This window comes from Micromonospora sp. URMC 103 (genome assembly GCF_051386435.1).
GTDB lineage: Bacteria > Actinomycetota > Actinomycetes > Mycobacteriales > Micromonosporaceae > Micromonospora.
On record NZ_JBPQTR010000005.1, the window covers coordinates 1,810,273 to 1,825,148 of the forward strand.

The window sequence follows — 14,876 nt, forward strand, 5'->3', positions numbered from 1 at the left end:
CGTCGGGCTTCAGCTCTACCCAGTCAATCAGTGCACCTCACAAAGCGCAGAGGTTCCCCGCAAGTTCCCCCGCGTCGACCGCGCGTCCAGACAGCTCCCACAGCCGCAAGCCTGCCGCGTAGACGTCGCCCGCCTCGTCCACCTCGGCTGCGAGCTGGTTCATGCGGGCGAGAAACGCAGGCTGCTCGGCGTCGGTAGGGACATACGTCATGCGGGAACCGTACGGGTTCCTAGCGGATCTCCTCGTCCGGCAGTCGTAGAACTTCCAGCCTCCCCGGACGGGGTCCAGGTGGAGCGCCTACTGGACCCCGTCCGGGGAGGCTGGTAGCCCTTGTGGTGCCCGGCGAGGTGATCTGCGGCGGCATCTCTGAGGAGGGTCGGGGTTCGGGTCAGCGCCCCCCGAGGTCTTCAAGGGTTTGCGCCCCGAAGCATGGCCGGCCGGCCCGGCCGATGCCGGCCGAAGGTCGCCAGCAGGCCGGGGCCCGGCCGGCGCGGCCCGCTTACGGGCTGCGGCTTTGCCTGCTCAGGCTGGCTCGTGGATGTCCTCTTCGAGGGTCTTAGTGGTGCCGTAGAAAGTGGTGGTGGGCCAGGGTGGTCTATCGGCCGCGCGTTTCCAGGTGAGGTGGACACGGGCCCAGCCCCCGGAGGCCAGTTCCACAACGATGTCGTCTGATGCCATGGACCTGCCGATGACCTCGACGGGTTGGTTGTGTAGGGGGTGCCCGGCGGCCACCTCGGCGAGAAGTTCGGTGTGCAGTGCTTCACGTTGTTGGTGTTCTGTAGGGCCACCTCGGCGTAGGTCCCACCACGGGTCGGTAAAGACCGGCTGTTCGTCCACCGGGTCATCGTTGCAAAGCTCGCGGAGGTTCGGGGGTTGCGGGCCTCGAACCAGCGCATGGAGGAGCGTCACAGTTTGGAAGGACGAGGATTACCACCGACAAGGACCTGGTGGGGCCAGGTCAAGGGCGGGAAGTCCGCGACCGTTCGTGCCCTCTGGTGACCGTCCGGGTTACTGGCTACTGGCACGTGGATGGCACGGTGACCTACGCATTACGAGATCAAGTTGCCTACCTACGCCTACCTGGCCTCGACCGGCCTGACGTGCGGAGATGCCTCTCGGCGTCGGTGGTCGCGGTCCGCCCTCTTGAGGACTAATGAGGACTGATGCAGGCCATGCTGTGGCTACTCCGCGCCGGTCCGGTGCTGCACTCGCTCCGCTACCTACCAGGCCTGACTGGTGCTATCACGTCCCGCCACAGCACCTTCATCAGGGTCCTGTGCCGATTGGTGCCGCCACGTGGCATGAGCCGACGGGCGTACAGGGTTAGCAGGCCAACCCATGCCGCGACCACCCCAGCAAGCACCGTCCCGATGGCAACGACGAACGGGATGAACATCTCCAGCGCGCCGCGGCCTGGCAACGCGCCAGCGTCGTCGACTGGACCAGCTACGCCGCCGAGATCAGCCATCACATGAGCCAGGGAGACCAATCGATGCACAACGACCAAACGGCAACCCACGGACCCCCTGCGCTCTCTCCCGAGCGTGTCGCCGAGGTCGAAGAGATCATCAGCCGTGTCACACGGTGGGCAGCACGACGCCCGGACGTCGCCGGTCTGCTCCTGGCCGGTTCGTACGCCCGAGACGCCGCCCGGCCAGACTCAGACATCGATTTCGTCCTGCTCACCACCGACCAGGCCCGATACGCCGATGACATCTGGGTGCATGAACTGGCTATCGGCGATCTGATTAGGGTTCAGTCCTGGGGCGCGGTCATCGAACGCCGCTTCCGCACCGCCTCCGGGTTGGAAGTGGAGATCAACGTCGGCCCGCCCGATTGGGCAAGCACCGATCCGCTCGACCCCGGCACTCGCCGAGTCGTCACCGACGGCGCCCGATCTCTGCGCGACCCGACCGGCGCGCTCGGGAATTTGATCCACGCCTGCCGCCCCTGACGGCCCAACTCACCAGCCGCCTCCGGAGGGGCATTCCCGACAGTTTTGATATCTGGCATCGCCAGAGGGCCGCACCCGCCCGCTGACGCCGAGCAGCGGGCCGACCTCGCCGCGGGGCTCTCCCCGCTGCGGCCGTTGCAGCGTCGCGGCGGGACTGTGGTGCACCCGTGGCCGCACCCGCTGCCGGCCTCCTGGTCGGGGCAGCTCGACCGGCTTGAGCCGCTGCGGTACGTGCAGGTCGAGCCGACGGCCGTGGTCGAGATCGACGCTGACGTCGCGTTCGAGCACCAGCGGTGGCGGCACCAGGTCAGGTTCACCAGGACCAGGCCGGACATGTCGATCTACGACGTGCCGTTGGTCCTCGGTGAGGAAGAGGGCTACTACGGCGAAGTATAGAGGGGGGTCTCAGTGTTTACGCCAACCCGTTGACTGATCTCCTACCCTGGGCTGATGGGCTCTGACACCTCTCACCCGATCCCAGATGCAGCGAGCAGCGCGGGCGATATCAGGCGAGAACCAACGCTACGGCGCTGTCTTTTTCCGGATCCCGACCTCCTAGAGATGGGGAGGGAAACACTCGTGTTCATCGGCACCTCCGTTGGCGCGGGTGTGTTGGGCAACGCGGCGTACGACGCCCTGAAGAGAGCCCTCGGGCGGCGGCGTCCCAAGGAATCGGCCCTGCCCGTGGCCGACGAGGCGGACGCCAGATTGCTCGCCGGGCTGGCGCTGCGACTTCATTTGCATTCCCTCGGACGCATCGACGAAGCTCACGAGGCCATAGAGGCCGTGGAATGTTTCCGCCTGACAGGCGCCGATTGGGGCGTCCTGCTGCGCGGGCAGCACTTTGGAGCGTACGTGGAACTCGGCGGACATCCGTCGGGGGACGGAGATGTCCCCGCTCGGGTGCAACTCCGCCCGGCGCCACCGAAGGCTAGGTGACATGTGAGCCCGCACCGGGTGTTGCTGCCGTCCGTGATGTGGATTTCGAAGTCCCCCGACACCTCAAGCACCGGCGGAGTCTAAGGCACCGCCATCAGGGCCCAAACCGCGATTCCTGCACCGCCCAGCGGTCGACTCGACGCTTTCATCGTCTCAGCGCCCGAGTCCCTCCGGCAGCTCGTGCGTGCCCTGGCCAGCAGGTACCACATCCGGGTTTGCGCCCCTCTAGGACCTGGCACCGTGATCGATCCCGCCATTTGCTCCGGTTGACCCGTGACGGTCGACTTCACATGATGGGCGACATGATCAGGTGGCGTCGCCGCATGCCGGGCCTGGATGTCTCGGCAGCGCAACGCGACATCTGTCGACGCTTCCGTGTCGAGTCAGCGCCGCCCAAGCAGCGGACGGCGGTCGGCCTCGCACTGTCACGCCCACGCCACCTGGAACCGCTCAACGCTCTGCGGCACGCGACCGCCGGCGCCAGCAACGACGGGTTCGTGTGGCGCCGCCTGGCGATCCACCACGAAGAAGACAAGATCTTCGCACCCTTGCATGTTGAGCACCTGGACGAGTACGCGAGGCAACTCGCGTGCTCATGCTGGAAGCGAGGGCGTGACCGGTTACGTCGTTAGCCTCGCCGTCGGCTGGAGCGCGGGGGCGCCGTGTCGGACGGCCGGGCGAACATCGACCTGATCAGACTGTACGGAGACACCCTGATCCAGGGCCTGTCGGTGGTGCCGCAGGGCGAATCCGCGTAACAGCGCGCCGTGTGACATCGTCGCCGGACGGTTCGTCCGATTGGCCAATTTCGCCCCGTCCCGGATCGGGCGCGGGTGCACGGACGTCTCCGCATCGACCGTCCCTCCGGGCTGCTTGATGTCAGTCACCGTGCGTCACCGGCCGAGTGTGGCCGTTGGCCGCGCATCACGATCGGGTACCCGGCCGCCGTAACCAGGCCCCACGCCGCGAAGACGGTCCATGGCGCCCACGCCGGGAGGCCACCACCGAGGTCGAGCAACCAACCACCGCCGATGTTGCCGGCCAACCCGCCGACCGCCAGCGCCAGGCCGTTGGCGCCGAAGTAGGAGGCGACCGCGCCCGGAGGGGCGAGCCGGGAGATGGTGCTGTTGAGGGTGGGCAGGAGCAGCACCTGTCCCAGCGTGAACACGACGACGCCGGTGACCACACCCCCCGGGCCCGGCAGCACGCCGAGCAGCAACAGGCCAACCGCGAGCGCGCTCGTGCCCACGGCGAGGGTCTGCCCGGTACGCAGATACCGCTCGGTGAGCCGGGTCAACGGGACGGTCGCCGCGACCATGACGATCGCCGCCACCGTGTAGACCAGGCCCAGCGACGTCGTCCCCGGCAGGACCTGCCCGACCCGGACCGGCACGGCCAGGTAGAGCTGACTGAACAGGGCCCAGGCGGCGGCGCTGACCAGGGTGAACCGTCGGAAGTCGCCGTCCCGGCCGATGGTGTGCAGCAGGTGCAGCGCCGACGTGCGGGCGGCCGGGCGGGGTGCGGATCGGTCCGATCGCAGGCCGACCCAGGTGATGGCTCCGGCGAGCAGGAACAGGCTGGCCGCGACGAAGCACAGCGCCGTGAAGTTCGTGGCGGCCAGGATTCCGCCGAGGGCGGGGCCGAGCACGAAGGCGACGTTGCTGGTCGTCTCCCGGACTGCGTAGGCACGGGTGCGGTGCGGCGTGGGGGTCAGTTCGGCGTACAGGGCGTAGCTGGCCGGATGGAACAGGGACCCGCCGAGCCCGGCCAGCACCGAGGCCACCGCGAGACCGGGCACCGAGTCGACGACGCCGAACGCGGCGAAACCGGCGGCCCGCAGCAGCACGCCCAGGCAGATCGCGCGGCGGTGACCGAACCGGTCGGCGAGTACGCCGGACCAGAGCATCATGCCCTGCTGGCTGGCCGACCGTACCCCGGCGAGCAGACCGGTGAGCGCGATGCTGAGCCCGAGATCGTGCAGCAGGTGATGTGCCAACAGCGGGACCAGGGCGTAGAAGCCGAGTCCCATGAGGAAGGTGTCGGCGACCATGATCCGCAGACCGGGCGACCACCAGGTGCGCGGCTCGTCGACAGCCGCGCCCCCCGGCGTGGGAGTCGAGTCCACACGCCGGGGGTTCACACCGGTGCGGTGGGTGGCGTTCAGCGGCGTACCCGCGCGCCGGACCCGGCCGCGAGCGCCTCGACCTCCGGCAGGCTCGCCATCGAGGTGTCCCCTGGCGTGTTCATGGCCAGGGCACCGTGGGCGGCATCGAACTCGACCCCGGCCCGCAGGTCTTCGCGCTCCATGAGGCCGTAGATGAGGCCGGAGGCGAAGCTGTGCCCACCACCGACCCGGTCCAGGATCTCCAGGCAATTGGTGCGTAGGGTCACCTCGATCGTGCGCAGGCCACCGACCACCAGCGCCGCACCGAGTGGCGGTGCGGCTGCGGCGTCGTCGAGGACGACCACCGGTAGGAGGCGGTCCCCGGCGACGACATCCAGGACGCTGGTGCTCCCCTCGGCCGCGGTCAGGTGCCCCGTCATTACTGGTTCCCGCACCGGGCAGCCGGGTCGAAGAGGTCACCGTAGTCGCCGACGCTGTCGCCGCCGACGTTGCCGTACATCAGATTCCCGCAGACCCGTCCCTGCGGGTTTGCCTGGAACTTCATCCCCCCGTGGGCGTTGTTGGTGAGCACGTTGCCGTAGGCGTCGTTGTTCGTGCCGTCGGTCGGCGTGTCGCCGCCGAACCGCATACCCGCGCCCAGGTTGCCGGTCGCCACGTTGTAGCGGAAGGTGTTGCCGGATCCGCGAGCGTCGTACGCCGCTGACTTGTCGTCGAGCTGCCCGGTGCACCAGTTGAACTCCACCAGGTTGGCCGTCGAGTTCTCCTTGATGTCGACACACTCGTTGCCCTGGGTGTCGATCTTGTTGTGGTGGATCCGGTTGCCCCGGCTGACGTCGGGGCGGTCGTCCGGCGCGCCATTGCGACCCTGCTGCTCGGGGGCGGTGCCGAGGTAGATCGCCTCGCCGTTCTTGCCGCCGCCGTCGAAGACGAAGTCGTCCGCCCCGCACGGGCCGATGTCGTTGTACGACACGTCGGCCCCGGTGATCAGGTAGCGCATCCGCAGGCACTCGCCGCCCGCGTTGGTCAGTCGCATGCCGCGGATCCGCAGCCCGTCGACTCCGTCGCCAGGCGTCGTGCTGATCACGTAGATCAGCTTGTCGCGGTAGCCGTCGCGGCTGTCCGCCGCGCCGTGCAGACCGTCCACGGTGAACCCGGAAAGGGTCGTGTCGTCGTGCTGCACCTGGAGGATCCGGGCACCGCCGCCGCCCTTGACCACCGCGCTACGCGGCCCGGTGATGGCGACGCCAGGCCGCCGGGTCACCGCGTCCTGCAGGTACGTGCCGGCGGCGAGGTGCACGGTGGCACCGGTCGGCGCGACGTCGAGCGCGTGCTGGATCGTCGCGAACGGCGTCCCCTGTGAACCGGACCCGGCGTCGTCGCCACCCGGGCTCACGTACAGCTGACTCGCCGGCGCGGCGGTCGCACCGGCGGTCGGGAGCGCCGCTGTGGCGGCCCCGATGGTCAGCGCGAGGGCGGTGGTAGTGAGTCGTCGCACCATCATGGCTTCCTCTTCCGGTCGGACGGGGTGAACGATTGTTGCCGCTCGGGTCCGGGCGTCGCGGTGCCGGGCCGACCTTCGACGGCGCGGTCGGCGATCCGGAGGCCGAGCAGCAGGGGGAGGGTGGCGCCGAGGAGCAGCGGACCGATCGCCAGCGGCGCGGTCAGCGCCGGCGCCGCGACGGCCACGGCGAGCAGTCCCAGGCCGCGGCGGGGTGAGGCGAAGGCGAACAGCAGGGCGTCGCGGGACCAGCGCCGCGTGTCGCCCTGCGGGTCGCGGGCGGCGGTCACCGCGAGCGCCAGGTGGTACGGCACCAGCACCAGCACCAGCCCGAGCTGCAGCGCGAGCAGGGCAAGGGCGGCGGCATCGGGGCGGGTGGCGAGGAAGGCGATGTTGGCCGCCAGCACGATGCCGGCCACGGTCGACACCAGCCCGTGCCGCCACAGCCGCCGCCAGTAGTGCCCGAAGGCTTCCAGCGTGCCGAGGAACGGTCGGGCGTGGCCGTCGTCGCGCCACTGTTGCAGGGCGTGCGCCGCGGCGGCCAGCGCCGGCAGCCAGGTCACCACGCCCAGGCACAGCAGGAGCAGGGCACAACCGGCCAGCGCCGGGTACGCGACGAATTCCAGCATGCGCAGGGCGGCGCCCTCCCAGCCGGTCCGGCGGCCGCCCGTCGGACGACGTCGGGTCGGAGCGGGGCCGCCCGTGCGCATGCCGGCGGTCAGGCTGGCCACGGCAGCACCCGGGTCACCGGGTCCACGCTGTCCACCACGACCCGGCCGGCCAGTTCGACCCGGGTGCCTGCGACCACGCCCACCCTGGCGGCGTGGCCATCGGCTGCGGGCACCAGGATGACCGCCGCGGCTTCGGCCCGTACCTCCGCACCCTCGATCCGCCGGGTCGTCGGCGCGAGCAGCACCGTCTCACCGTCGCCGAACCGGATTCCGGTCCCCGCGACGCTGGCGGCTGCCTCGGCGGTGGCCGGCGCCGGGGCCAGGGCGGTGGTCGGCTCGATGGCGGTGAGGATCCGGGTGTCCGTGGTGGGCGCGACCCGGACCCGGACGGTGTGCAGGGTACGGACGATCCGCAGGCTCGGGGTGCTGGCGGTGGGGTTGGCCTCGATCTCCGTAGCGCCCTGGGTGACCGTGGTGTCGCGCGGGGCGAACCGCCGCACCCATGCCTGCGCCGGACCCGACCGCAGCACGACGTCGCCGTCGACGAACTCGGCCGGCCAGTCCGAGTGCAGCAGGAACGTCCATTCCCGGGGCTCCTCGGCGGCGAGTTCGTCGAGGATCACCAGCCGGCCGGCCGGGGTGAAGACCAGCGTCCGGTCGACCCGCCGGACGCCGAGGGTCGGGTCGAACATCGCGGCCGACTCGGCCGTCGCATGCACCATGCCACCGCCGGCGAGCACATCGCGCAGCCGGGCCTGCCGCTCGTACGGCAGGTCCTTGTAGACGTGGTAGCGGTCCTCGCCGGCCCAGCCCTGTCCGTCGACGAGGACGAGATTGTGGTGGGCGGCCCGCTTGCGGTTGCAGTAGCCGTCGTCCACGGCGAGGAACGCGCCGTGCGCGCCGAACACGAACGATCCGGCGTCGGGGTGGTGGTGACCGGCGTTGAGGGTCTCCCAGCCCTTGTCGCGGCGGAACCGGTCGGCAGTGTCCCAGGCGGTGTGGCCACCGCCCGGCGCCGACTTGAAGCTGACGAAAGCCGCCCCTTCGTGCCAGCCGGTGCGGGCGGTCACCTGGCCCAGGTCGGGGAAGTGGGCGGTGGTCGGCGCCGTGACCGCCGGGTCCACGGCGGGTACCTGCGGGTCGTACCAGAGCAGCTCGTAGCCGGCCTCGGGCATCACTCCGGGACGTACCCCGGAGGCGTACGCCTCCCGCCAGTAGTGCCGCTCGGCGACGTGGTCGGCGAGCCAGCGGGCCCGGCCGTTCCGGTAGACGGCGGCGAGCTTGTGGTAGAGCGCCACGCTGTGCCCGGAGCGGCGGTCGTGGCAGTCGCCGTGGTCGACGTTCTCCTCGAACCCGGGGGCGCACTGGTGCAGCCGCCAGTCGAAGGTGTGTCGCAGGAACCCACCCCGCTCCCACCAGTCGATCCCCTCGGCGTGCTGAAGCAGGTCGAGGTGGATCGCCAGCCACGGCACGCCGTACCGCCAGTAGACGACGCCCTCGGCGTCGGAGCCATCGACCGGCATCAGGTCGAGCACCGTGCCGAGGTTGTCGCGGGCCCGGTCGCTCCACTGCGGTCGGTCCAGTACGTAGCCGGCGGCGGCCAGCCCGGCGTAGCAGATCCAGTTGTGGTTCTGCCAGTAGCTCGACGACCACCAGGTGCCCTCGGTCTCCACGGCGAAGGCGTACAGCCGCTCGCCCTGGAGCAGCAGCTTGCTCCGCAGCGCGTCGGCTTCGTCGTCGGGCAGGTCGTCGCGCAGCCAGGAGTACGCCAGGGACAGCCCGTGCAGCAGCCAGCCCGCGTCGAGGTCGTGGTCGGGCAGCTTCGCCTTCCCCCAGTGCGGGTACGACACGGCCGTGCCGATCCACCGTCGGGCCTCGGCCAGGTAGCCGGGCTGCCCGGTGAGGCGATAGGCCAGGGCGAGGTTCATCGCGGCCGGGCCGAGGTAGGTGATGCTCGCGGTCGGGTGCTCCGCGGGCGGGGTCTGCCCGCGGTACCAGTCGCACTGCTCGTACAGTCGCCGCCACTGGGCGGCGTGGGTGGTGGTGAGCGCGGCCCGCAGCTCATCGAGCCGGGCGCCGATCAGCAGGGGTTGCATCAGGTCCCCATCCGGTAGACGGAACGGAAGGTCACAACGGTCGCGTCCGGCGCGGTCCAGTCGACCCAGGTACGCGCGCGTTGCGGGTCGTCCGCGGGCCCGGGACCGGGTCGGCAGCGGGCATCGGCCGGTACGGAGGCGGTGTGACGCCCCCGCAGGACCTGCCGACCGGTCCAGACTGTCTCCAGCGCGCCGTCGGCGGCGGCCCGCACCGTGAGGTCGACGTCCGGTCGCAGGTGGGCGGTGACCAGGCGGGGCCGGTCCGTCTCGACGGTGAGTTCGTCCACCAGCATCCCGTCGCGCAGGGTCAGCTCGCGACGGGCCGACACGCCCGGATAGGCCGCGTCGCAACCGACGGCGACCGACCGGTGGTCGTGCCCGATCAGGTGCCCCGCGCACTCGGCCTGGTTCAACCCGTCGACGCTGAAGGTCGGATGCGCAGCGGTCGAGGCGTAGTGGCGACGCCATCCCCGGTGCGCGTACGGCACCTGGCCGGGGTCGGGCTGCCAGGGGGTGTCCGCGCCGTAGAGATAGAGCGCCAGCTTGTCCAGGTGTCCGTGCGATCCGCCGTGCGGACCGAAGTCCACGACGGCGTGCAGTCCCGCTCCGCGCAGCACCGTGTAGCCGACGTTCGGGTACACGGTCACCGGCTGCGGCCGGGCCGCCCCGGTGCCGAGCAGCGGCAGCAGCTCGCGCAGCTCCGCCAGCTCGTACGCCGCCGGCGGCCGGTCGTACGGCCCGTCGTGCAGGGCGGGTAGCAGACCGTCGGGCGTGGCGAGGGTGTCGAGCACCGAGACCATCGCGGCGAGCCGGTCGCGCACCTCGGCCGGCACGTCGACGTGTGGCACCGCGTTGAGCGCCAGCAGGTACGCGCGCAGCACGAAGCCGTGGTAGTAGGTCGACCCCTCCCACTCCCAGCCGTCGGGCCGGACCGCCGCCGGTACGTGGGCGTACAGGCCGTGCGGCCCGGTCAGCCAGTCCGGTCGGCCGGAGCAGACCGCTCCGGCAGCGATGAGCCAGGCCGTGTAGTTGGAGTCAAACCGGCCGGCTGCGACCAGGGCGTCGCGCGCCTGTCCGGCCGCCGCGACGAGCGCGCGCAGCAGTTCCGTCACCTCGGCGGGCAGCGGGTGCCCGGCCTCACGCACCACCCGGGCGGCCTGGCCGATGGTCACCGCCCAGATGGCTTCGGTCAGCGCCTGGTGGAACAGACGGCCCCGCAGCATCCACTCGGCGGCACCGTCGTGTGGGGCCGCGCCCAGCGCCGCGTACTGCCGGGCGTATGCGGTCAGCAGGTTGATGGCCGTCTCGCGGTCGACGGCGCGTGGGGACCGGGCGAGCGCCCGGATCTGCCGGGCGCACGCCTGGTGGGCCAGTACGGTCCAGGCGCCACGTACAGCGGGTTCGTCGACCCGGCAGCCGTGCCGGCAGCGGGCCCCACCGTCGGGGAAGGCACCGGTGAGCAGGCCGTCGTGTTCGAGTTCGACGCCGTGCGCGGGGCAGACGTAGGCGTGCCACCAGCCGCCCCGCTCCGACGGCGGCACCGGCCGGACGGTCGGCGGCGCAGCCGCGGTGCCGGTCACCGGAACCACGCGCCACCGTCGATGTCGATGGTGGCACCGGTGACGTAGGACGCGGCTTCAGAGGCGAGCCAGACGACCGCGCCGGCCACGTCGTCTGGGGTGCCACCACGACCGAGCGGAACCCCGTTGATGATCGTTTTCTGGGTGGCCGGCGGGGTGAAGGTGTCGTGGAAGGTGGTCCCACCGATGAAGCCCGGGGCGACCGCGTTGACGGTCGCCCCGCTGGGTGCCAGTTCCTTGGCCAGGCCCTTCGTCAGGCCCCGGACCCCCGCCTTCGCCGCGGCGTAGACCGCCGAGCCCGCGCCACCGCCGTTCTGCGCCGCCAGCGAGGACATGGTGATCACTCGTCCCCGCGTGCCGGCCGCCTGCAGGTGCGGTATCGCCGCCCGGACGGTGCGGAAGGTACTGCCCAGGTTGAGGTCGACGACCCGGGCGTAGTGCTCGTCGGTCATCTCGGCCACCGGACTGCGGCCGACCATGCCACCGGCGTTGCAGACCAGGATCTCCAGGCCGCCGAGGAAGCTGGTGACGTCGTCGACGAGGCCGGTCACGTCGCCGGTGCGGGTGAGGTCGGCCTGCCGGACGACGGTCTTGCGGCCCAACGCCTCGATGGCGGAGGCCACCTCGGCGGCTGGGCCGGCCGAGTGGCCGTGGTGGACGGCGACGTCCGCCCCGGCCCTGGCCAGCGCCACGGCGATGGCCGCGCCGATCCCGTGGCCCGCGCCGGTGACGAGGGCCCGGCGTCCGGTCAGGTCGAAAGTCATCAGGGGTGCTCCTTACTTGATTCCGGCAGTGGCGAAGCCCTGCACGAAGTACCGCTGGGCGAACAGGAACAGCACGATCATCGGAACGGTGGCGAGCGTCGAGCCCGCCATCAGGTAGGCCCACTCGGTCCGCTCCGACTGCTGGAAGGCGGCCAGGCCGACCTGGATGACCCGCAGGTCGTCGCGGGTGGTGATCAGTAGGGGCCAGAGGAAGTTGTTCCAGCTGTTCTCGAAGGTGATCAGGGCGACGGTGGCGACCGCGGGTTTCACCAGTGGGGTCATCACCCGGGCGAAGATTCCGAACTCGCCCATGCCGTCGATCCGGGCCGCCTCTTCCAGCTCGGCGGGCAGCGAGAGGTAGAACTGCCGGAACAGGAAGATCGCGAACGGGGTCAGCGCGCCCGGGACGATCAGTGCCCACCAGGAGTCGAGCCAGCCCTGACCACCCCGGCCGAGGTAGTCGTTCCCGCCGAAGAACGGCATGCTCTTGGCGATCAGGTACTGCGGAACGATTTTGGTGTAGGTGGGGATCATCATCATGCCGAGGATGCCCATGAAGACGACGGAGCGGCCTCGGAACGGCACCCGGGCCAGGGCGTAGCCGGCCATTGTCGCCAGGATCAGGTTGATCACGGTGTGCCCGACCGCGATCAGCAGACTGTTGCGGAAGTACGTGCCGAACGGCGCGAACTTCAGCGCCTCCCGGTAGTTGCTCCACACCCACTCGGTGGGCAGCACCTCCGGCGGGTAGGCCGCGATGTCGGCGTGGCTCTTCAGCGACGAGAGGATCATCCAGACGAACGGCACGATCATCGCCAGCGAGCCGGCGCCGAGCAGCACGTGCAGCACCGGGCGGTACGACCTAGGCCTCATTGTCGTCCCTCCCGGTCAACCGGCGGCTGATCAGCGTCAGGATGAGCAGGAAGGCGAAGAGCACCACACTCTGCGCACAGGCCGTCGAGATGTGGAACTCGCTGAACGCGGTGCGGTAGATTTCGAAGGTCATGACGGTCGTCGAGTTCGCCGGGCCACCGTCCGGGGTCAACACGTAGACCTGGTCGAAGACCTGGAACGCGTCGATCATCGAGACGACGAAGACGAAGAAGGTGGCCGGCCGCAGCAACGGCACGGTGATCGCGAAGAACCGGCGTGGACCCGAGGCGCCGTCGATGTCCGCCGCCTCGTACAGCTCACGGGGGATGTTCTGCAGCGCGGCCAGGTAGATCAGCATCTTCAGGCCGATGCCCTTCCAGATGCTGACCAGGATGACCGCCGGCATCGCCCACGAGGGATCGGACAGCCAGGCCGGCCCGTTGGCACCGAGACCGGCCAGCAGCGTGTTGAACAGCCCAAGGTTGGGCTCGAACATCCACATCCAGACCAGCGCGATGGCGACGGTCGCGGTGATGTGCGGCATGAAGAAGGCCGCACGGTACCAGGCCCGAGCCTTGAGTCGCTGGTTGAGCAGCACCGCGATGAGCACGGCGATCACCATCGCCACCGGCACGGTGAAGAAGGTGTAGACGATGGTGTGCCAGATCGACAGGTTCCAGGTGTCGTCGGCGAAGATCTCGCGGAAGTTGGCCAGGCCCACCCACTCGACGCTTCCGGCGATCACGTCGTAGTTGGTGAAGGCCAACACGAACGTCGCGATGACTGGTATACCGATCCACCAGACCAGGTGGACGATCGCGGGCGCCAGCATCAGGTATGCCGCCCGGCGGCGTTCGGCGCCGAAGCGTCGGCGGCGGGGCGGACGTGGCGCCCGGCCTGCGGGCACCACGTCGACGGGTTGCAGGGTGGTGGTCATGTCACCCCTTGGCGATCGCTGCCTGCGCCTTGGCCGCCAGCTCGTCGAGCGCCTGCTGGGGGGTCTTCTTCCCGAGCAGGGCCGACTCGATCGCTGCCTTGAAGTCGCCACGGACCTCGATCCAGGCCGGCACGCCGCCCTCGGAGAACGCGGCGTCCATGTGCTGCATGGCGAACTGCACGGCCTTGTTGCTCTTCACGTACTCGGAGTCGGCGAGGCTCTTGAGCGCCGGGACGTTGCCGCGCTGCTCGTTGGCCGCGAGCGACGCGTCCTGGTCGGTGAGGAAGCTGACCAACGCTTTGGCAGTCGCTGGATGCTGGGACTTCGCCGAGACGGTGGCCAGCGTGCCGCCCTGGAACATCGCCGGCCGTGCATTCGCGATCATGAAGAAACCGATCTTGTCTTCCTTGATCAGATCGGGTGCGGTCTCCTGGATCGACTGCCAGACGTTGTTGTGACCGACCATCATGGCCGCCCGGCCCTGGGCCAGCGGAACGCCGGTGGCGGCGTTCGGCTGGGTGAACCCGAAGTCCTCGGACCGGTCGGTGCGGATGATGTCGGTCATCAGTTGCAGCGCGCCCACCGCCTGCGGGCTGTTGAACGCCGGCTTGCCGTCGGCGGTGAACAGCTCACCACCGTTGGCCCACATCAGCGGCAGGAACGTCTGTCGCAGATCGTTGGAGAGGATGTCGATGCCGGCCCGGGTCAGCTTGCCGCTACCGTCGCGCACGGTGAGTTTGCGCCCGTACTCGCGTAGCTCCTCGAAGTTGCTCGGCGGGGCGGTGATGCCGGCGGCGGCGAAGATGTCCTTGCGGTAGATCCCGAACCGGGTGTCCAGCATGATCGGCAGGCCGTAAACCTTGCCGTCGTAGATGCCGGGCTCGACCACCCGCTCGTTGTACCGCTGGGTCAGCCCGGCCTCGTCCTCGTCCAGCTCGGCCAGGGCGCCCTTGGACGCGAACGGCGGGACCCAGCCGACCCCCATCAGCATCACGTCGTACGGCCGGCCGCTCGCGATCGACGTGGTCAGCTTCTCGTTGAGCTTGCCGTACGAGGTGTAGTCGACCTCCACGGCGGCGTCGGGGTACTTGGCCTTGAAGGCGGCCAGCTGCTTGTCCAGCTCCGCCTTTCCGTCGGCGCCCTCGAAGATCGGCGTCAGTAGCCGCACGGTGCCGCCGACCTTGCCGTCGTCGCCGTCCTTGCTGGGCGCCGGTCCGCCACAGCCCGCGGCGAGCAGCGCCACGGCCAGCACCGCCGCCATGGGGCGCATCCGGGCCCGGCTGGTTCTTGTCATCATTTCTTCCCTCCCGCAGCGGAGACACCGCCGCCCTGGGTTACCGCTCACCTCATGGACTAGTTGAAAGCAACTGTTCATGCATCGATTTACTGGTGTAACGATGCAGCAAGGCTAGGAGTGGGGTGGAGGTCTGTCAATGGC

Annotated in this window: 16 protein-coding genes; 4 read left to right on the top strand and 12 right to left on the bottom strand. The window is 70.0% G+C overall.

The window, feature by feature from the left end; all coding sequences use genetic code 11:
- Positions 1-37: 37 nt before the first annotated feature.
- Both ACSNOA_RS21455 and ACSNOA_RS21460 read right to left on the bottom strand, forming a co-directional pair.
- Positions 38-211, bottom strand: a complete 174-nt coding sequence (locus tag ACSNOA_RS21455; protein ID WP_436660863.1) for a hypothetical protein — start codon at positions 209-211, stop codon at positions 38-40.
- A gap of 312 nt (positions 212-523) precedes the next feature.
- On the bottom strand, positions 524-838 hold the full coding sequence (locus ACSNOA_RS21460) for a hypothetical protein (protein ID WP_436660864.1): 315 nt from the start codon (positions 836-838) through the stop codon (positions 524-526).
- A gap of 655 nt (positions 839-1,493) precedes the next feature.
- Here ACSNOA_RS21460 and ACSNOA_RS21465 point away from each other — a divergent pair.
- The 4 genes from ACSNOA_RS21465 to ACSNOA_RS21480 all read left to right on the top strand — a co-directional run bounded on the left by ACSNOA_RS21465 (position 1,494) and on the right by ACSNOA_RS21480 (position 3,526).
- Positions 1,494-1,955, top strand: coding sequence for a nucleotidyltransferase domain-containing protein (locus tag ACSNOA_RS21465; protein ID WP_436660866.1), 462 nt, complete (start codon positions 1,494-1,496; stop codon positions 1,953-1,955).
- A gap of 45 nt (positions 1,956-2,000) precedes the next feature.
- Positions 2,001-2,351, top strand: coding sequence for a hypothetical protein (locus ACSNOA_RS21470; protein WP_436660868.1), 351 nt, complete (start codon positions 2,001-2,003; stop codon positions 2,349-2,351).
- 183 nt (positions 2,352-2,534) lie between these two features.
- Positions 2,535-2,894, top strand: a complete 360-nt coding sequence (locus tag ACSNOA_RS21475; RefSeq protein ID WP_436660869.1) for a hypothetical protein — start codon at positions 2,535-2,537, stop codon at positions 2,892-2,894.
- Positions 2,895-3,187: 293 nt separating this feature from the next.
- Positions 3,188-3,526 (top strand): immunity protein Imm33 domain-containing protein, encoded by a 339-nt coding sequence (locus ACSNOA_RS21480; RefSeq protein ID WP_436660870.1) that lies wholly within the window; start codon positions 3,188-3,190, stop codon positions 3,524-3,526.
- Positions 3,527-3,777: 251 nt separating this feature from the next.
- On the opposite strand, the gene ACSNOA_RS21485 is transcribed toward ACSNOA_RS21480, so the two are convergent.
- Genes ACSNOA_RS21485 through ACSNOA_RS21530 form a run of 10 tightly spaced genes read right to left on the bottom strand, consistent with a single transcriptional unit; the run spans position 3,778 to position 14,732 of the window.
- Positions 3,778-5,019, bottom strand: coding sequence for an MFS transporter (locus tag ACSNOA_RS21485; RefSeq protein ID WP_436660872.1), 1,242 nt, complete (start codon positions 5,017-5,019; stop codon positions 3,778-3,780).
- A gap of 35 nt (positions 5,020-5,054) precedes the next feature.
- Entirely contained in the window at positions 5,055-5,438 is a 384-nt protein-coding gene (locus ACSNOA_RS21490) for a hypothetical protein (RefSeq protein ID WP_436660873.1), read from the bottom strand.
- Positions 5,438-6,514, bottom strand: a complete 1,077-nt coding sequence (locus tag ACSNOA_RS21495) for a DUF1565 domain-containing protein (protein WP_436660875.1) — start codon at positions 6,512-6,514, stop codon at positions 5,438-5,440. Before ACSNOA_RS21495 ends, ACSNOA_RS21490 begins: the two co-directional genes overlap by 1 nt.
- A gap of 2 nt (positions 6,515-6,516) precedes the next feature.
- Positions 6,517-7,248 carry a DUF624 domain-containing protein gene (locus tag ACSNOA_RS21500; RefSeq protein WP_436660877.1) on the bottom strand — a complete coding sequence of 244 codons (732 nt, stop codon included), beginning with the start codon at positions 7,246-7,248 and terminating at the stop codon, positions 6,517-6,519.
- Positions 7,236-9,284, bottom strand: coding sequence for a hypothetical protein (locus tag ACSNOA_RS21505; protein ID WP_436660879.1), 2,049 nt, complete (start codon positions 9,282-9,284; stop codon positions 7,236-7,238). The genes ACSNOA_RS21500 and ACSNOA_RS21505 overlap by 13 nt, the downstream gene beginning before the upstream one ends.
- A complete protein-coding gene (locus ACSNOA_RS21510; RefSeq protein ID WP_436660881.1) occupies positions 9,284-10,873 on the bottom strand; it encodes a heparinase II/III domain-containing protein in 1,590 nt (529 codons plus the stop codon). The genes ACSNOA_RS21505 and ACSNOA_RS21510 overlap by 1 nt, the downstream gene beginning before the upstream one ends.
- The gene (locus ACSNOA_RS21515; RefSeq protein WP_436660883.1) at positions 10,861-11,628 is read right to left on the bottom strand and encodes an SDR family NAD(P)-dependent oxidoreductase; all 768 of its coding nucleotides are present in this window, start codon (positions 11,626-11,628) and stop codon (positions 10,861-10,863) included. The genes ACSNOA_RS21510 and ACSNOA_RS21515 overlap by 13 nt, the downstream gene beginning before the upstream one ends.
- 12 nt (positions 11,629-11,640) lie before the next feature.
- Positions 11,641-12,501 (bottom strand): carbohydrate ABC transporter permease, encoded by an 861-nt coding sequence (locus ACSNOA_RS21520; RefSeq protein WP_436660885.1) that lies wholly within the window; start codon positions 12,499-12,501, stop codon positions 11,641-11,643.
- Positions 12,491-13,438, bottom strand: coding sequence for a carbohydrate ABC transporter permease (locus tag ACSNOA_RS21525; protein WP_436660887.1), 948 nt, complete (start codon positions 13,436-13,438; stop codon positions 12,491-12,493). The genes ACSNOA_RS21520 and ACSNOA_RS21525 overlap by 11 nt, the downstream gene beginning before the upstream one ends.
- Position 13,439: 1 nt before the next feature.
- Complete coding sequence (locus tag ACSNOA_RS21530; protein WP_436660888.1) at positions 13,440-14,732, bottom strand: ABC transporter substrate-binding protein; 1,293 nt, start codon at positions 14,730-14,732, stop codon at positions 13,440-13,442.
- Positions 14,733-14,876: the final 144 nt, after the last annotated feature.